Source organism: Pseudomonas sp. PP3 (assembly GCF_905336995.1).
GTDB lineage: Bacteria > Pseudomonadota > Gammaproteobacteria > Pseudomonadales > Pseudomonadaceae > Aquipseudomonas > Aquipseudomonas reinekei.
The window spans coordinates 4826433-4842519 of record NZ_HG995459.1 but is presented as its reverse complement, the minus strand read 5'-3'; the positions used below and the strand labels follow the sequence as shown (position 1 = coordinate 4842519).

The 16087-nt window shown below is 60.7% G+C and carries 11 protein-coding genes; all 11 read right to left on the bottom strand.

Annotated elements, in window-relative coordinates; all coding sequences use genetic code 11:
* Positions 1-49 precede the first annotated feature (49 nt).
* Positions 50-2365 (bottom strand): MMPL family transporter, encoded by a 2316-nt coding sequence (locus KHO07_RS22020; RefSeq protein ID WP_244858319.1) that lies wholly within the window; start codon positions 2363-2365, stop codon positions 50-52.
* Between the two features lie 38 nt (positions 2366-2403).
* A complete protein-coding gene (locus tag KHO07_RS22015; protein ID WP_212625535.1) occupies positions 2404-3534 on the bottom strand; it encodes a YCF48-related protein in 1131 nt (376 codons plus the stop codon).
* 78 nt (positions 3535-3612) lie between these two features.
* Complete coding sequence (locus tag KHO07_RS22010) at positions 3613-4965, bottom strand: DUF1329 domain-containing protein (RefSeq protein ID WP_212625534.1); 1353 nt, start codon at positions 4963-4965, stop codon at positions 3613-3615.
* A gap of 14 nt (positions 4966-4979) precedes the next feature.
* Positions 4980-6851 carry a DUF1302 domain-containing protein gene (locus tag KHO07_RS22005; protein WP_212625533.1) on the bottom strand — a complete coding sequence of 624 codons (1872 nt, stop codon included), beginning with the start codon at positions 6849-6851 and terminating at the stop codon, positions 4980-4982.
* Between the two features lie 278 nt (positions 6852-7129).
* Entirely contained in the window at positions 7130-8137 is a 1008-nt protein-coding gene (locus tag KHO07_RS22000; RefSeq protein WP_212625532.1) for an AraC family transcriptional regulator, read from the bottom strand.
* A gap of 54 nt (positions 8138-8191) precedes the next feature.
* The gene (locus KHO07_RS21995; RefSeq protein WP_212625531.1) at positions 8192-9469 is read right to left on the bottom strand and encodes an OmpP1/FadL family transporter; all 1278 of its coding nucleotides are present in this window, start codon (positions 9467-9469) and stop codon (positions 8192-8194) included.
* Positions 9466-10941, bottom strand: a complete 1476-nt coding sequence (locus KHO07_RS21990; RefSeq protein WP_244858243.1) for a DUF1214 domain-containing protein — start codon at positions 10939-10941, stop codon at positions 9466-9468. The genes KHO07_RS21995 and KHO07_RS21990 overlap by 4 nt, the downstream gene beginning before the upstream one ends.
* The gene (locus KHO07_RS21985) at positions 10934-12370 is read right to left on the bottom strand and encodes a DUF1254 domain-containing protein (RefSeq protein ID WP_212625530.1); all 1437 of its coding nucleotides are present in this window, start codon (positions 12368-12370) and stop codon (positions 10934-10936) included. The genes KHO07_RS21990 and KHO07_RS21985 overlap by 8 nt, the downstream gene beginning before the upstream one ends.
* 89 nt (positions 12371-12459) lie before the next feature.
* Positions 12460-13992 (bottom strand): arylsulfatase, encoded by a 1533-nt coding sequence (locus KHO07_RS21980; protein WP_212625529.1) that lies wholly within the window; start codon positions 13990-13992, stop codon positions 12460-12462.
* A gap of 94 nt (positions 13993-14086) precedes the next feature.
* Positions 14087-15139 carry a hypothetical protein gene (locus tag KHO07_RS21975; protein ID WP_212625528.1) on the bottom strand — a complete coding sequence of 351 codons (1053 nt, stop codon included), beginning with the start codon at positions 15137-15139 and terminating at the stop codon, positions 14087-14089.
* A 31-nt stretch (positions 15140-15170) separates the two neighbouring features.
* On the bottom strand, positions 15171-16007 hold the full coding sequence (locus KHO07_RS21970) for an SDR family NAD(P)-dependent oxidoreductase (protein WP_212625527.1): 837 nt from the start codon (positions 16005-16007) through the stop codon (positions 15171-15173).
* Positions 16008-16087: the final 80 nt, after the last annotated feature.

Sequence of the window (16087 nt, the reverse complement as noted above, 5' to 3'; positions counted from 1 at the left end):
CCCCTAGTAAATGGCAGCCATTGGCTGCCATTTTTTGCAGGCATCGATTTTACCGAGTGTGCTTGTTGAACTTCAGCACCGACGCCAGCGCCGGCATCAACAGCAGCGCACCCACCATGTTCCACAGGAACAGCAGTACCAGCAACAACCCCATGTCCGCCTGGAACTTCAGCACCGAGAACGACCACGTTGCGACGCCCAGGGCGAGGGTGATGCCGGTGAAGGCCACCGACGTGCCGGTGGTTTTCAGCGCTTCAAAGAACGCAGCCTGGAACTTCAATCCTTGATGCAGAAAGCCTTCGATGCGGCTGTACAGGTAAATCCCGTAGTCCACGCCGATGCCCACGCCCAGGGCAATCACCGGTAGCGTGGCGATTTTCACCCCCAGTCCCATTTTCGCCATCACTGCTTCGCACAGCACGGTGGACAGGTACAGCGGCGCCATCAAGGCAAAGGTCACCTTCAGCGAACGGAACTCCCACAGCACCACCAGGCTGATGATCACGAACACCAGGACCAGCATGGTTTTTTCCGATTGCTGGATGGTGATGTTGGTCGCCGCTTCGATCCCAGCATTGCCGGCGGCTTGCAGGATTTCGAAGTCACCTGCGTCGTAGCGGGCGTTGAAGGCATTCACGGCATCGACCACGCGGGTCAGGGTTTCGGCCTTGTGGTCGGCCAGATAGAGGCTGATCGGCGCGACGCTGCAATTGGGGTCTACGAACTCGCCCGAGACATTCGAGCGCGCGTTGTTCATCACAAACTGGTCACGGGAAAACTCGGCCCATTTCGGATTGCCCTCGTTGCGCGCGAGGATGTTGAAACGCATCGCGTTGTACAGCGACTGCACCGATTCCACGCCCGGCACTTCGCGCATGTGCTGTTCGAATTGATTGGCCAGATCGGCGGCGGCATAGCGCGAGCATTGCTCCGCCGGTGTCTTGAACATCACCACGAAAACATCGGTGCTGGTGGTGTAGTGATCGAGCAGGTACGCGTTGTCTTGGTTGTAACGCGACTCCGGACGGAACTCCGGTGCGCCTTTGTCGAGGTCGCCGATTTTCAGGTCCTGGCGCGCGTAGTAGCCGATACCAAGCAGCATCAGGCTGACCACGATCAACGCCATGGCGCGACGAGGCTGGACGATGCTCGCCACCCGGCGAAACACCGGCCACGACGATCGACTGCGCTTGAGTTGTTGCTGCAAACCCCGTGGGCTGACGCCGACATACGACATCAACACCGGCAGCAGGAACATTTTGGTAAAAATCGCCACGAACACGCCGATGCTGGCGGTGATCGCCAGTTGCTGGATCACCCCGATGTCGATCACCAGCAAAGTGATGAAACCGACCGCGTCCGCAAGCAGCGCGGTGGTGCCGGGAATGAACAACGCACGGAACGTGCGCCGCGACGCTTCGACAGGCGTCACGCCATGGCTCATCTCGCTCATCATCAGGTTGATGTTCTGCACCGCGTGGCTGATGCCGATGGCGAAAATCAGGAACGGCACGAGGATCGAATAAGGGTCGAGGCCAAAGCCCAGCAGGCTGAGCAGACCCAACTGACAAACCACTGTCAGCAGGCAGGTCAACACCGTCACCGCCGTACTGCGCCAGCAACGGCAATACCAGAACAGCAGCGCGCTGATCAGGCCCACGGTCAGGGCGAAGAACAACGCGATATCGCTGGCGGCGGCGAGCAGGTCGCCAATGATCTGGGCAAATCCGATCACGCGAATCGTTACGCCTTGGGCGGCGAAGTGCTGGCGAACCTGGGTTTCCAGGGCCTGGGTGAGGGCGCCGTAGTCCAGTGGCTGGCCGGTTTGCGGGTCGCGCTCGAGCAATGGCACGCGGATGATCGCCGACTGAAAGTCATTGGCCACGAAGCTGCCGATCATGTTGGCGCGCTGGATATTGCGTCGTACCTGATCCAGCGCTTGCGGGCTGCCGTCGTAGGTGTCCGGGATCACCCGGCCGGCGCGCAGGCCTTCTGTGGTGACTTCCGACCACAAGGCATTGGGCGTCCACAGGGACTTGAGGTTGCTGCGGTCGACGCCGGGAATATAGAAAACCTTGTCGTTGACCTCGCGCAGGGTCTCAAGAAACTCCTTGGTGACGATGTCGCCCTTGGGGTTTTGCACCAGTACACGCAGCACATTGCTTTGCGGGCGCAGGACGTCTTCGAACTTCAGGTAATTGGCAATGAACGGGTGCCCGGTGGGAATCATCCGCGTGAAGCTGGCGTCCGGTCGCAACGACAGTGCCGCGATGCCCAGCACCACCGATGCAATCATGAAAAAAGCCAAAACCAGCCAACGATGACCGAACAGCAGGCGCTCGGTGAAGCCCACGGCACGTTGCATGGCGCCGATCTTGATCGGGTCCTGAGGGAGGGGGGCATTCATTTTACGTGTTCCTTGAAGGGCATCATCGGCAGAACCTGCAGGCCGGCAGCGCCGACCAGCAACAGTTGCCCGGTGTGGGTTTCACTGACATTGAGCAGCGCTGCCTTGCTCGGCGCGCGCCATTGCTCGAAGGCCTTGCCATCGGTGCTGTACAGCAACAAGCCACCTTGTCCCGCCAGTACCACGGCGCCAGAAGACAACTGCCTGACGCCGTACAGACTGGCCTTGACCGGTAATTCGCGAAACGCCCAACTCACACCCTGATCATCACTGACCAGCAACGTACCGCCGAAACCGGCTGCCAATACCTGGCCGCTGGACAGTTTGGCCAAGGTGTACAGCGATGCATCGGTCGGCTGTTGAGTAGGTTGCCAGTGTTCGCCGCTATCGACAGAACGATAAAGTCGGCCACCTTCACCGGCGACCAGCAAGCTACCATCGGCCAGGCCCAGAATGCTGTTCAGGTGTAGGCGGTCCGGGTTTTCCAGGCCGTTGACCGCGCGCCACGAAGCGCCGCCATCAGTGGTCTTGAGAAAGATGCCGTAGGCGCCGACCACCCAGCCTTCGCGGGCATTGCGAAACCACAGGCCCAGCAGCGGACGAGAAGGGCCGGACTCACTGGCTGCCTGGGCGTCATCTAGCGCAAACCGGGCATTTTCCAAGGCGTTGGCGAAGTGATCGTCATCGGGTGCAGCGCTGGCAGCCTGCTCGGCAGTGGCCAAAACGTCTTCGGCTGCCTTGAGCAGCAACGGATTGATTGCACGGCCATCAAGTTGCTTGTTCCAGGACCGACCGCCATCCTGGCTGTGCAGCACCACACTGTCGTGGCCCACGGCCCAGCCGTTTTGCCCGTCGACGAACTGCACGGCGGTCAGCAGCAGATCGACCGGCACCTGGGCTTGTCGCACCTGGCCGCTGGCATCGCGCAGCAGAATATGACCTGCCGCGCCGACCATCACTTGTTGCTCGCCAACTGGCTGGACATCGCTCAACAATGTTTGAGCCCCCAGTGCGGTCGATTGCGACGGGCGCTCCAGGCGATCGTTCAGCGTTGCTGCATTTACGGCCGTAGTGCCCAGACAAAGCAGCAGGGCGAAAGCGGGATGTAGGGGGAATTTGAGTGGCATGGCGCACCCTGTTTTTTAGGGAGAGAACGTAAAACAGGCGGTCAACTTGTGCCGACCGCCCGGCCATCGAGGAAGGGACTAGCGGCCGCTGCGACGCAGGGCGGCGGTGCTGAAGTCCTTGAGGTCGGCCTTGATGCCGAACTGCGCGCGTTTCTCTTCGTTTTCCAGACCCGAAACGATGTAGCGGCGAGCCTGCAAGTCATAGCCGACGTCGCTGATGTGAATCGCCGAGAGCACGTCATAGCGCTGCAAACTGTGGGCTTCCTGCACACGCCACAGCTCGCCGCGACCGTCATACAAATCAGCGGCCAGGATTGCCCAGCTGTCTTCGTCGATGTAGAACACGCGCTTGCCGTAGATGTGACGCTGGCCAGGCTTGAGCGTGGCTTCCACCACCCAGACGCGGTGCGGTTCGTAACGAATCAGATCCTGATTGAGGTGATCGGGCTGGATGATGTCGCCGTACTTGAGTGAGTGGGACGCCAGTTTGTAGGTGTTGTAGGCCACCAGCATGTCTTTCTTGCCGACCAGCTTCCAGTCATAGCGATCCGGTGCGCCGTTGAACATGTCCATCATGTCGTTGGTGCGCAGCCCTTCGGACGTCACGACCGGCGAGTCATAAGAGATTTCCGGTGCGCGCAGCACCCGGCGCTGACCCGGGTTATAGGTCCAGGCAAGGCGGGTTTCGGTGGTCTGGTCGATGGGTTCATGCACCAGGTTCTGGCTGCCCGCCACGCTTTCCGGCGAAGTGACCTTGCCCAGGTAGTAATAGAGGCGATTGGGCTCTGGGTTGCCCATCGCCGAGGCCATCATCACCGAGACATCACGACGCACCGGGGTGAACTTGCCGTTGGCTTGCACCACCATTTCCGTCGGGTAGTTGTGATAGCCGCCGGCGCGGTAACGGACCATGTGGTTGTAGATGGCTTCCAGGCCCGTCTTGGGAATCGGGAACGGAACTGACGTGTTCTGGTAATTGAGCATGCCGTTGCCGTTGTCGGCGAGCGAGACCGTGGCTGCTTCCTTGCGGATTTCGGCGTACTCGCTCTGCGGCAGGGCCGCCGTGCGATGGCTTGGGTAGACCTGCATCTTGAAGGTCGGGTACTTCTGCAACATCGCTTGGTAACCCGGCGTCAGCTCGGCCTTGTATTGGGCCATGTTGGCGGCCGTCACGGTGTAAAGCGGTTTCTCATTGGCGTACGGGTCGAGGTAGTCCTGGGCCGGGTTGGAACCGGCGGGCGCCGTGGTTAGTCCGCCGGTCCAGGCAGGAATGGTGCCACTGGCGTTGCCGGCCTTTTCCGCGCCCACCGGGGTCAGGTCGGTGCCGAGGCGGGCGATGTCCTTGCTATCCAGGGCGGCCAGTGCCGGGGCGCTGGCAACGCTGATCATGGCGCCGAGCAGAGTGAGTCGAAGCAGTTTTTTATGGTTCATGGTGAAGTCTCGAACTAGAAGCCCATGCGCAGGCTGAGAGAGATGAAGTCCTTGTCGGTGGGAGCGAAAGGGGTGTTGCCAGTGCCCGACCAGGACACCTCGGCGGAGTAGTCCTGCAAGTAATCAGCGCGCAGGCCGACCGAACCCAGCAAACGGTCTTCGACGAAATTGCCGTCGTAGGACCAGCCCTTGACGTCCTGGCCGAAAGCCACGAACGGCGACAGGTTGACCCCGGCTAACACGCCCGGGTAATTCAACTGGGCACGCAGGCGATAACCCCAAGAGAACCGGCTGGTGTAGCCATCGCTGGAGCAGGCGTACTGTTTGTATTGCTGCACCGTGACCCCGGCGGCGCAGCCGGCCGCGCTGCCGGACGCCAGGTCACTGCCGTAGATTTCCGACTTGTTGTAGCGCCGGTCCGACTGGTCTGGCAGGTCGTGCATGTACTTCATCGCCGCTTCGCCCATCAGGTTCAGACTGTCCGCGCCGAGCACCTGCGGAATAGATTTGATGAAGCCCAGGGAAAACTGGGAAATCTCCAGACGGTCGTAGCCGTTGTAGACCGAACCCGGTGTGGCACGCAGGGCGTCATTGCCCAGGGTCAGCGGCTGGCCGATGGCGGCGCCGGTCGCTGCGGCGTTGCCGGCGAAGGCCGGAATCAGGTCGCCAGTGGCCAATTGCACAGGCTGGTTCGGGCGATAGCTGTACTCGCCGAACACCGAGGTGCCCCACAGGTTGGTGGAGAAACTCAAGCCGAAAATGCTGATGTCTTCGGGGAAGTCGGCAAAGTACGTGGCGTTTCTTGACGCATTACCCGGAGCCAGGTTGGGATCACGCCAACCGGCACCCGCCGGACCATAGAGGTCGGTGTTGATGCTGGCGTAAGGCGTGCGCGAGTGAATGTTCATGGCGTAGGCGCCGAACTCGGTGTCGATGGCGTCGACGAAGTAGCGCAACGACACACCGAACTGGCCGCTGTCACGGGGATCGTTGTCCGGGCCACGGTTGATGTACTGGCCTGCTGCATAGGAGGCCGGGTCATTGGCACCCGCGCGTGGCACGCCGTAGCAGCCGTCGGTGATGTAGTCGTTGCTGGAGAAGTACGTGCCGCAGCCTTCCAGGGTCGAGGCCTTCCATTGCAGTTGGTAAAAGGCTTCGAGGCTCAGGTTGTCGGTCAGGCCGAGGTTGCCGAACAGCATCGGTACCGGCACCAGCGCTTCCTTGAGTTGCGAGCCGGGGCGGCGCAGGGCCGCGGTATCGACCGGGTTGACGGCGTTGATGCCGTTCTGGAAGAACAGGCCTTCACCCCAGTTGACCACCTGATTACCGGCCCGGGCATTGAGCGGGTGCCCGGCGAGATCGAAGTCACCGAACACGTAGGCGTCGAGCAGCTCGATGCCCTGGAACTGCGCAAGATCATCGAAGTGACTGTCGTTGAGCGTGCTGTTGGCCTTGTAGCCGTTGGCGGAATGGCCGAAGTCGACGTTGTGCTGGTTAAGTGTGTAGTCGTACCAGGTTTTGCCGCGGATGAATGCGCCGTAGTTTTTCCAGTTCAGCTCCATTTCACCGAGCACTGTCACGGGGGACGACACCAGGTCGCCCTTGCGCCAGTTCAGGCGGCTGTCATCGACGTTGCGCGCGCTGTTGGGGTTGTACTTTCCGGCATGACCACGTCCGATGCTGTCGGCGTTGCCCTGGAAGATGTAATTGCTGTTGGGGTTCTCAGCGCTCCACACCGAACCCACGCTGATGCTGCCGTTGGCTCGGCCACTGATTTCTCCCCATTGAAACTCCCCCGCTTGCACGGTCTGCATGACAGCCAGTGACAGTGGCGAGAGGACTAGGGCGGTGCGGGCCAGCAAGGTGCGACCACGGATTGGGGTCATAAAAATGCCCTCCTGATTTTTATTGTTGGGGGCTTGAAACAGGCGCGGATTACCTGGGGCCTTGCGCCACTGCGTTACGCAGCCGCGGCAAGGTGGACAAGCTGAGGGAGATGATGGATAGCGCAGCAGGGGAATTCAGTGCATATCACGCCAGTGATTTACCAAATGCTGTCAAAACCTGTGTGCGAGCTTGCTCGCGATGGCGGCAGTACATCCAACATCAAAGTGCCTGACACACCGCCATCGCGAGCAGGCTCGCTCTTGCAGGCTTGTTTCGGTCAAGACTGTGCCTTTTGCTGCTTCAACCACTGCCGCGGACTCACGCCAAACCAGCGTTGGAACGCACGGCTGAAAGCACTCTGGTTGGCGTAACCCAGCACTTCGGTGAGTTGCATCAGGGTCATGTCCGATTCTTCGAGGTAGCGCAACGTCATCGATTGACGGGTGTCGTCCAGCAGTGTCTGGAACGAGGTGCCTTGCTCGGCGAGGTGGCGTTGCAGCGAGCGCGGGCTCAGGCGCATGAAGTCGGCGATGTGGTCGATGGTCACGCGGCCGCTGGGCAGGAAACTGCGCAGCAGTCGCTGAATGTGGCTGGGCAACTGATTGCTGTGCAAGCGGCTGATGTTGTCCAGGTGCTGCTGCATCAGACGATGCAGGGCCGGGTCGGCATCGCTCAAGGACACGCTCAGCAGGTTGACGTCGAACATCCACGCATCGAAAGCGCTGTTGAACCTCGGCGCCACACCGAGCAATCGCCGGTAGCGCACGGGATTTACCGCCGCCGAGTGCTGGAACATCGCCACCGCCGGTTGCCAGCGATTGCCCAGCAGCGTACGCATCAACTGGTGCCCGACACCGACCACCAACTCACTGACATGACGGCTGCCGGGTAGGTTTTCCGCCTCGCTGGCGTAGTAAAGCAGGGCATGTTCATCGGCCTGATGGACCACGACATCGCCATAGTTATCGTGCACGTGAAAGTAGTGTCCGAGATCGCGCAGGGCGTCACCGACGCTTCTGGCATTGCGCACCAGATACAGCAGCGAGCCGAAGATGCCCACGCCCTGATAGAGACCGAACTCCAGCCCGAATACCGGGTTGGCGCTGGCTTTGCTCGCCAGTTCAAGCACCAGGGCGAAGCGGTGAAAGGAGATCAGTGCGTCCGGATTTTCCATGACATCACGAGGCAGGCCCGCCTCGCGCAAGAGCATGTCGGGATTGATGTTCTGGCTGCGGGCGAACTCATTGAAGCCATGCAGTGATGACGCACGGGTGAGGTAAGTCATATGGATTTGCTTGCCTGTATGGCGGGCCGCGCCGGAGCACGACCCTGGGTTGAATCAGAAACGCCAGGTCACGCCGCCACCAATGATATGAAGTGCGCTATTGGGATACTGCCCCGACAGGGTTTCGCCTGAACGCTTGCGCTGCTGTACGTCCATGTCGCCGAGCCAGACCAGCGTGTAATTGACGTTGACGTCCATGTCCTCGGCGAACCGATAGTGCAGGCCGGTGGCCAGGCGCCAGGTCTCGTTCATCGGGTTGTCGACGGTGCGGTCCTTGTCCTTGACCGCCGAGCTGTCGTAGGCGACGCCCATGTTCCAGCGCAGTTTCGGGCTGAGCTGGTTCTGTGCACCGAAGGACAGATGCCAGGTGTCCTGGTATTGACGACTCACCGTGCGCGAGACCGTACCTGCCGCGCTGTCCACCGAGACGCCAATATCGCCGAAGTCACTCCAGTCCTGCCAGTTCGCCGAACCGAGCAGGGTCCATTGCTCGTTGAGTTGGTGGGCAACGCTCACAGTCAGCGTCTGCGGGATATTCATGTCCAGCTCCAGGTTGTCCGCATCGAGTCCGGACAGGGCTTGGCGGAGCAACGGGTTCTGGATGCCTTTGGCCTGTGGCGAATCCTCGAAGTCGAGTTTGACCTTGCTGGTGTAGGCCAAACCCACTGTGGTATGTGCATCCAGTTGGTAGCGCAGGCCCAGGTTCAAGCCGACCCCGGTGGTGGTGTCCTTGTACTGCAACTGGCCATCCTGCTTGAAAGGGCTGACCGGCAGAAACGCATTGTTGTCTAAGGCCATTTCGGTGTTGTAGTAACCCACCACCAGACGCGGGCCGATGCCGACCGACAGATCGTCGCTGATCCTGTAGGCGAAAGTCGGCTGCATCGAGATGCCGAGCAGGGTCGACTTCTGGGTGAAATATCGACCGGCCCAGTCATCATCGTAGTTCACGCTCAGGCCGAAATTCCCGTACAAACCGAATCCGATGCTGGCCCGATCATCGAGTTGATGGCTGATGAACAGGCTGCTTCCCGGCAGGATCGGCAGCGGGTTGCCACCTTCGTTGCCCGGGAAGTCATTGCCGCTATCTCGCTGGAAGCCAAGGTCGCCGAACACGGCCTGACCGTTGAGACTGACTTGCGTACCCTTGAGCGCGCTGATGCCGGCCGGGTTGGTCATCAGTACGCTCGGGTCACTGGCCAGCGCCGCGGAACCGGCATTGGCCAGTCCGGCGCCTTCCTGGCCGACCTCGTAGAGTTGAATGCCACCGGCCAGCGCTTGTGCGCAGTTGCCGGCCAGGGCAAGGAGCATCAATGATTTAGACATGTTCATTTGTGATTACTTGGCAGCAAGGGTGGAGGTGTCCAGTCGCCTTTGATCAGGGCGGCCGACGGGCCATAGGCGCGGAGGGTCAGGGCGAATTCGTGCTCCGGTGCTGGCAGCCAGTTACCCACTTTGTCTTCCGTCGGGCGCCGGTGTTGGATGTACAACGTCAGCGAGCCGTCGGCGTTGTATTTGAGGTCCTTGTTCTTGGTGCCGGTCGAGTAGCGCTTGATCTCGTTGGCGGCGAAGAAGTGCAACGGGTCATACAGGGTCAACGACCAGAAACCCGCCACCGGTGGCGTTTGCCCGGCCGGGAAGGTCAAGGTGTAGCTGCGCTGGCCGGTGAGTCGCTGGCCGTCGCCGTCTTCTTCGCGGAACAGGTAGGTGGTTTCGTTGACGTGATTTTCGAAGATGTTGGATTTGGCAATCGCCAGGCGCGTCAGGTAATCAGTGCCGAAGGCCGCGTTGTTGAACGGACGGTTCCAGCCATTGGCGATGCGCACGCCATTGCTGCTCAAGTAAAACAGGGGGTCGACAAGTTCTTTCTCGCTTTGTTCTGCTGTGTCTTGCAGCACCTTGGCAATCGCCGGGTTCGCTTCGCCAGCGGCAATCAGCGCTCGGAACTGCGCATACAGCGACTCTTCCCCCGGCAGCGGCGGCACCTCGGCCAACACCCGCTTCAATTGCCCGAAGAAGCGCCCGGGCGTGACCCATTTAGTTTCACCGGCCGGCTTGTCGACGCCCGCTTTGGGTAACGGCAGCTTGGGCAGGCTTTTCCAGTCGACGATCTTCACCTTGCCGTCGAATGCCGAGAGCGGGTACATGGCGATCTGGTTCAGGACCGGCTGGATTGCCTGGTGATCTTCTGTCGTATCCGCCATAAACACCCGCGGGACAACTACGCCGGTATTGGTCGGCGAGCGCAGCACCGCTTCGACGCCGGCAGGTTTTTCGCCTTTCCAGTCGGGACCGACGATCAGGTAGAAGCCCGGTTTGGTACCGTAGATTTTTGCCACCTGGGCAAAGCTGTCAGTGCGTTGGTCAGCCAGTTCGAACATCCAGAAGCGGTCGGCGAAATCCGGGACTTGCAGGATCACCGGTTCCTTATCCAGCGCCAGGGCGCCGAAACCGTAGACAACGTCCTGATTGGGGTGGGCGACGATGCGGATGTCCGGGTCGATGTAGTCCGATAGCATGGCCAACTGATTGACCGGCGCCACCGGGGTCGGGCCGAGCAGGCCAATGGTCGGTACCTGTTCATACATCATGCGCCGGGTTTGCAGGTTCACCAGCGGCCAACCCCAGGCGTAGGCCATTTGCGCCACAGCGCGGGCGTAGCCTGGTGTCATCACCGTGTTGGTCACTGGACCTGCGGGAATCACCGTTTCGTTGGCGCTGACCGGTAGCGTGATCAACAGGCTGCTCATGGCCATTGCGGTGAGGGTCATGCGCATGAGTTTCGGTTGGTTGAGCTTATTCAACGGCTTCCACCTGCGGCAGTTCATATTTGCCCTCAAGCACTTCGCCTTTTGGCTGGTACAGCCGCAGGATCGTGTAGAACGGGCCCTTGGGTGCCGGCAGCCAGTTGGCGGCGAACTCGCCATCGGGCTTTTCAGCCTGCAACGGCACTTCGAACGAGCCGTCGGCACGGACCTTCAAACCCTGGGTATCGGAGCCGAGCTTGTAGCGGGCGATGGGGTTGTCCACCAGCATTTTGTCCACGGCGTTGTAGACCGTCAGCGACCAGAAGGCATCCACCGGTGGCGCGCTCTTGAAGCGCAAGACATAGCGTTTTGCGCCGGTAAGTTGCTGGCCCTTGGCATCGGTGGAGCGCAGGGGGTACATGGCTTCTTTCTCGCCCTGACCGCCCAGGTAAGGGCCACTGACCAGCGCGCGCAGCGGGTAGTTGGTGCCGAACTGATCAAGACCGGTCGCCCAGGCCCAGCCGTTACGCTGGGTCGCCGCCGTGGCCAGCGCCGACACTGCGACTTTCGGCCCATCGGCCAAGGCTCGTAGCAGTCCGGCCTTTTGTGGAGGAGTGAGTCGCGAAGGATCGAAACCCTTGGCCGTGAGACCGAAGCGGCCGAATTGGGCAAACAGGGCTTCGTCACGCGGTGCTACCGGGTTGTCCTTGAGCGCCGCCGCCAGATCGCGGAAGAAATCCAGGCCATCGTCACTCGCCGCGGGCAGGGGCGACAGGGACTCCGCCTTGGGCTGATAGTCGCGGTTGTCGCGTTGCGACAGCGGGCGCAGGGTGAATTGTTTTTGCAAGGCGTGCAGGGGCGCTAGGTCTTCACCGTCCTTGACGTGCAAGCGACCCCAGAGCCAGACCTTTTTAGTGCTGACATTCAGGCGTTTCAGGCCTTCGGGCAGCTTGCCTTGCCAACCCGGTGGCACGAGCACGTAATCCCCGGCGGCGGTGCCGGTGGTGCGGCGGCCGACGTAATGCTCCAGTTCCTGCCACATGTTGAACACGTCGACCACGTAGTAACGGTCGGCGGTGTCGGGAACGTGCAGCACATAAGGCTCATCCAGTTGCACCACCGAGCTCAGGTACAACGTGTCGTTGTTGGCGGTCGGCATGTCCTTGGCCGCTGGCGTGGCCAGGGTTTCAGCCCAGCCCAACTGGTTGAGCGGGGCGCGGTAGCTGGTGGTGGGGCGCGGGCTCGGTACCGAGGTGTAGTCGCGCATCACACGCTCCATGCGCACCAGCGGATAACCCCAGACGTAAGCGTTGATCCCGTTGGCGTAAGCGTCTGCTTCAAGCCCGGCGACGATGTTTTCCTGGCTGGTGGGCATGCTCAGCAATGCATCGGGCTGGCTTTGGGCGAAAACCGTTGTGCTGCAAATGCCACTGCTGAGCACGGCGGTTGCCAGGGCGCAGCGTAGCCATATCGATTTTTTAGGCATGAAGACTCTCCCATGCGCTCGGCGGACGCCCTGTCGGGGCGCCCGGTTTCGCATGTGCTGAAGGTGATGAGACGGGTTGGGGTGTTGCGTCAGTTCGACATCGAAGCCATGCCGATGCCACCCGCGCCTTTTTGCGACGGTGGGTAATCCTTCATGCTCTTGGCGAAAGCCTGCATGTAGGGCGCGATGATCGGAATGATCCAGCTGCGCTGCTGCTGCCAGCGGAAGTGGTCGCCGGCTTCAGGCGAACGTTCATACGGATCGACCTTGATGTCGATGACCAGACCGCCCGGGATATTTTTGGCTTCATCCATCCACTTGTCCTTGACGGCGGTGTGCACCTTCCACTGATCCACTCGCACGGCATTCATGTGGGTTTCGCCAAAGAAGAAGAACTCGTGGCGGTTCGACTTGCCGTCGGGTTTGGTCAGCATGTCCAGTTGGTTGTAGCCGTCCAGGTGGTTCTTGAAGGTCTTGTCATCGACGTGTAGGCCGGTGAGCAGTTTTTCTTTGACGTCGGTCTGGCCGACCGCCGCCATCAGGGTCGGCACCCAGTCTTCGGAGGTCATGAACTCGCCGGTCCAGGTGTTGGGCTTGATGTTACCCGGCCAGCGAACTAGCATCGGCACGCGGAATCCGCCGTCCCAGGTCAGGCCTTTTTCACCGCGAAACGACGCTGCACCCGAGTCCGGCCAGTGGGACAGGTTGACGCCGTTGTCGGAGGTGAACAGCACGATGGTGTTCTTCGCCAGCCCCTGGTCATCCAAGGTTTTCAGCAGTTTGCCCACCAGCGAATCGAGTTGCAGGATCGCGTCGGTGTATTCGGTATGGCCGCTCTTGCCCAGCCATTCATCGCTGACGTGGATCTTCTGGTGCATGCGCGACGGGTTGTACCAAAGGAAGAACGGCTTTTCGGCGGCTTTCTGCTTCTTGATCCAGTCGATCGACAGGTCGGTGAACTGATCGTCCACGCTCTTCATGCGCTCGATGGTTAGCGGACCTTCATCGGTAATCTTCTGCTTGCCGACGCGACCCCAGCGCGGGTCTTCGGTGGCGTCGTCATTGGCCGTGGCCACCGAGTGGATCATATTGCGCGGAATACCCGGAAATTTCGGGTCTTTGGGGAAGTTGGTCATCTCGGCGATTTCCATCACGTTCAAGTGATAGAGGAAGCCAAAGAACTCATCGAAGCCGTGGACGGTCGGCAGGTATTCGTTGCGATCGCCGATGTGCGACTTGCCGAACATCCCGGTGGCGTAGCCCTGAGCCTTGAGCAATTGGGCCAAGGTCACGTCGCTGTCCTGGATACCCACTTTCGCGCCGGGCTGGCCGACGGCGGTGAGGCCGGTACGAATCGGATACTGGCCGGTAATGAACGCGGCGCGGCCAGCGGTGCAGCTTGGTTGCGCGTAGTAGTCCGAGACCATCATGCCTTCCTGGGCAAGTCGGTCGATGTTGGGTGTGGTGACGGCGCCGAGCCCGCGGTTGTAGGCCGAGACATCCATGGGTGCCATGTCGTCGACCATGATCACGACGATATTGGGCTTTTCGGCAGCCTGGGTAACGCCCATCGCCGCGAGGCTCAGGCCGATACCCAGCACGGCAGTTCGAATAAAGTGCATGTTGAATTCCTGTTCAATGCGGGAACGGCAAGCCAGAGCTAGTGTGGTTCAGGCTTTACCGTTGCGCAAAAAAAAGCGGCGTTGACGGGATGCTTCAACGTCGGTGAAGGTTGCCGTGTTTGGCATGCCCGACGTAGAACGCCGGCCGGGTGCCCGGGAACATCCAGAACGGCGTCATCTCGGACGATGGAAAGACATTTGGAAAACGCGGGTCGCGCTTGGAGGGTCCGGCGACGGTCGCTTCCTGGACCATGGAGATGTATTGGTCGACGGCGTTTTCCAGGGTGTTGCCGTTGATGATCACTTCGGTGCCGATCATTCGCGCGTAGTCGGCCACGCCGCTGGCGCTGGACAGATGAGGCGCATAGGCATCGACGCTGACACCGTTTTCACTGGTCACCCACAGGCCTTCGTCGGTGTGCACGACGATCGAGTGATTGCCTTCGGTGTGCCCCGGGGTGTGCATCAGCGCCACGCCGTCACCGAGCATGATCGAACCATCGAAACAGATCACCTTGTCTTCCGGCACGCCGGCAATGCCACTCGGGCAGTACCAGTCAGCCTGATAGGGGTTCAGATCCTTGGTCGACTCCCACTCGCGCCAGTGCACCAGCAATTTGGCGTTGGGGAACAGTCCGGGTTGCTTGTCAGTACCGAGCCAGCGGCGGATGTCTTGCGTGTGCAAGTGGTCGTAGGTGATGAAGTCAATATCTTCCGGGCGCAGACCAAGGCGCGCGAGGATCTCGGGCACGGTGTTCTGACGGTCGATAAGGATTTTGGTCAGCCAATTGGCCGTGCGGTCCTGCAAGCGGCGGAAGAACGGTGTTTCACCGTTCCGCTCGTGGTCCGAGGGCGAGACCAGCATCGTTTTCACGCCTTGGGGCGTGTCGAACTGAACCACGAACAACCGATTCTGGATGTGCATGTACTCGACGAAACGCTCGCGCGAGAACGCATTGCGCAGGCCATAACGGACCGGGTAAGGCACCTTGACCAGATTGAACGATTCGAAATAGCGGGCCTTGGGACCGTTCAACATGTCAGCGCGAAATTGCAGCGCGGCAAAACGGGTGTCCTCGACGCGCGCCTGCTGGCCGGCTGCGGCGCGTGAATCTTCAAAATGGCGGATTTGTTCAAATGCACTCATGTTGCAGCGTCCTGTGGGTGATGGGGCGGGATCAGTCGTTGAGCACGGCGCCGTTGCCGCGAAGACTTTTCGCCAGATTGCGGTCGACGATCCAGCGCTGCAGCGACGTGCATTTGCGGGCGAGGGCGCGGATCACCCTGGCCTTGAACCCCGGCGTGATCATGAATTGCCGGCGCTGAATGCCACGCAGAATTGCGGTTACTGCCTGATCCACCGTCAGTACCCCGGCGACCGCGTTCAGCGAGCGGGTCACCGGACTGCCATGCTGGCGTTCGTAGTCGAGCAGCGGCGTCTGGATTTCGCCGGGGCAGACCACCGACACATCGATGCCGCACAGTTTCTGTTCGGCCCGCAGTACTTCGGCCAGACCCACCACGCCGAACTTGGAGGCGGCATAAGCCGATTGCGTGTAGCTGCCGACAATCCCGGCCAGCGATGCCATGAACACCAAATGCCCTTGGGACGAGAGGTACTTGAGGGCACTGGCGGCGAAGTTGCGACTGCCGATCAGGTTGACGTTGATCACCTGAGTGAAGGTTTCAAACGACAACTCGGTGAACACGCCATTGCGCATCAAGCCGGCGCAATTGAAGGCCAGGTCGGCTGACCCTTGCCGTGTCTGCGCCTGTGCCATGACCGCATCCATCGCCAAAGGATCGGTGACGTCCACGGGATACCACGCTACCGATTGATCCGGCGCCGTGCAGGCCTGGCGCAGCCGTTGGTAGACGTCGTCAGCGAGCAGCAGATCGAAGATCGCCACACTCGTGCCTTCATTGAGCAGTGCCAGGGCAATGCCCAGCCCGATGCCGCTGCCACCGCCGGACAGATAGGCAACGCGCGGGCGCCGATACTTCCACTTCGTCATGGACTGACCCGTTATTGAGAGGTTGGGAGTGCTGACAATTTACCTTTGCGCGCCTGCGGTGACTTGACATTTGGCGAATG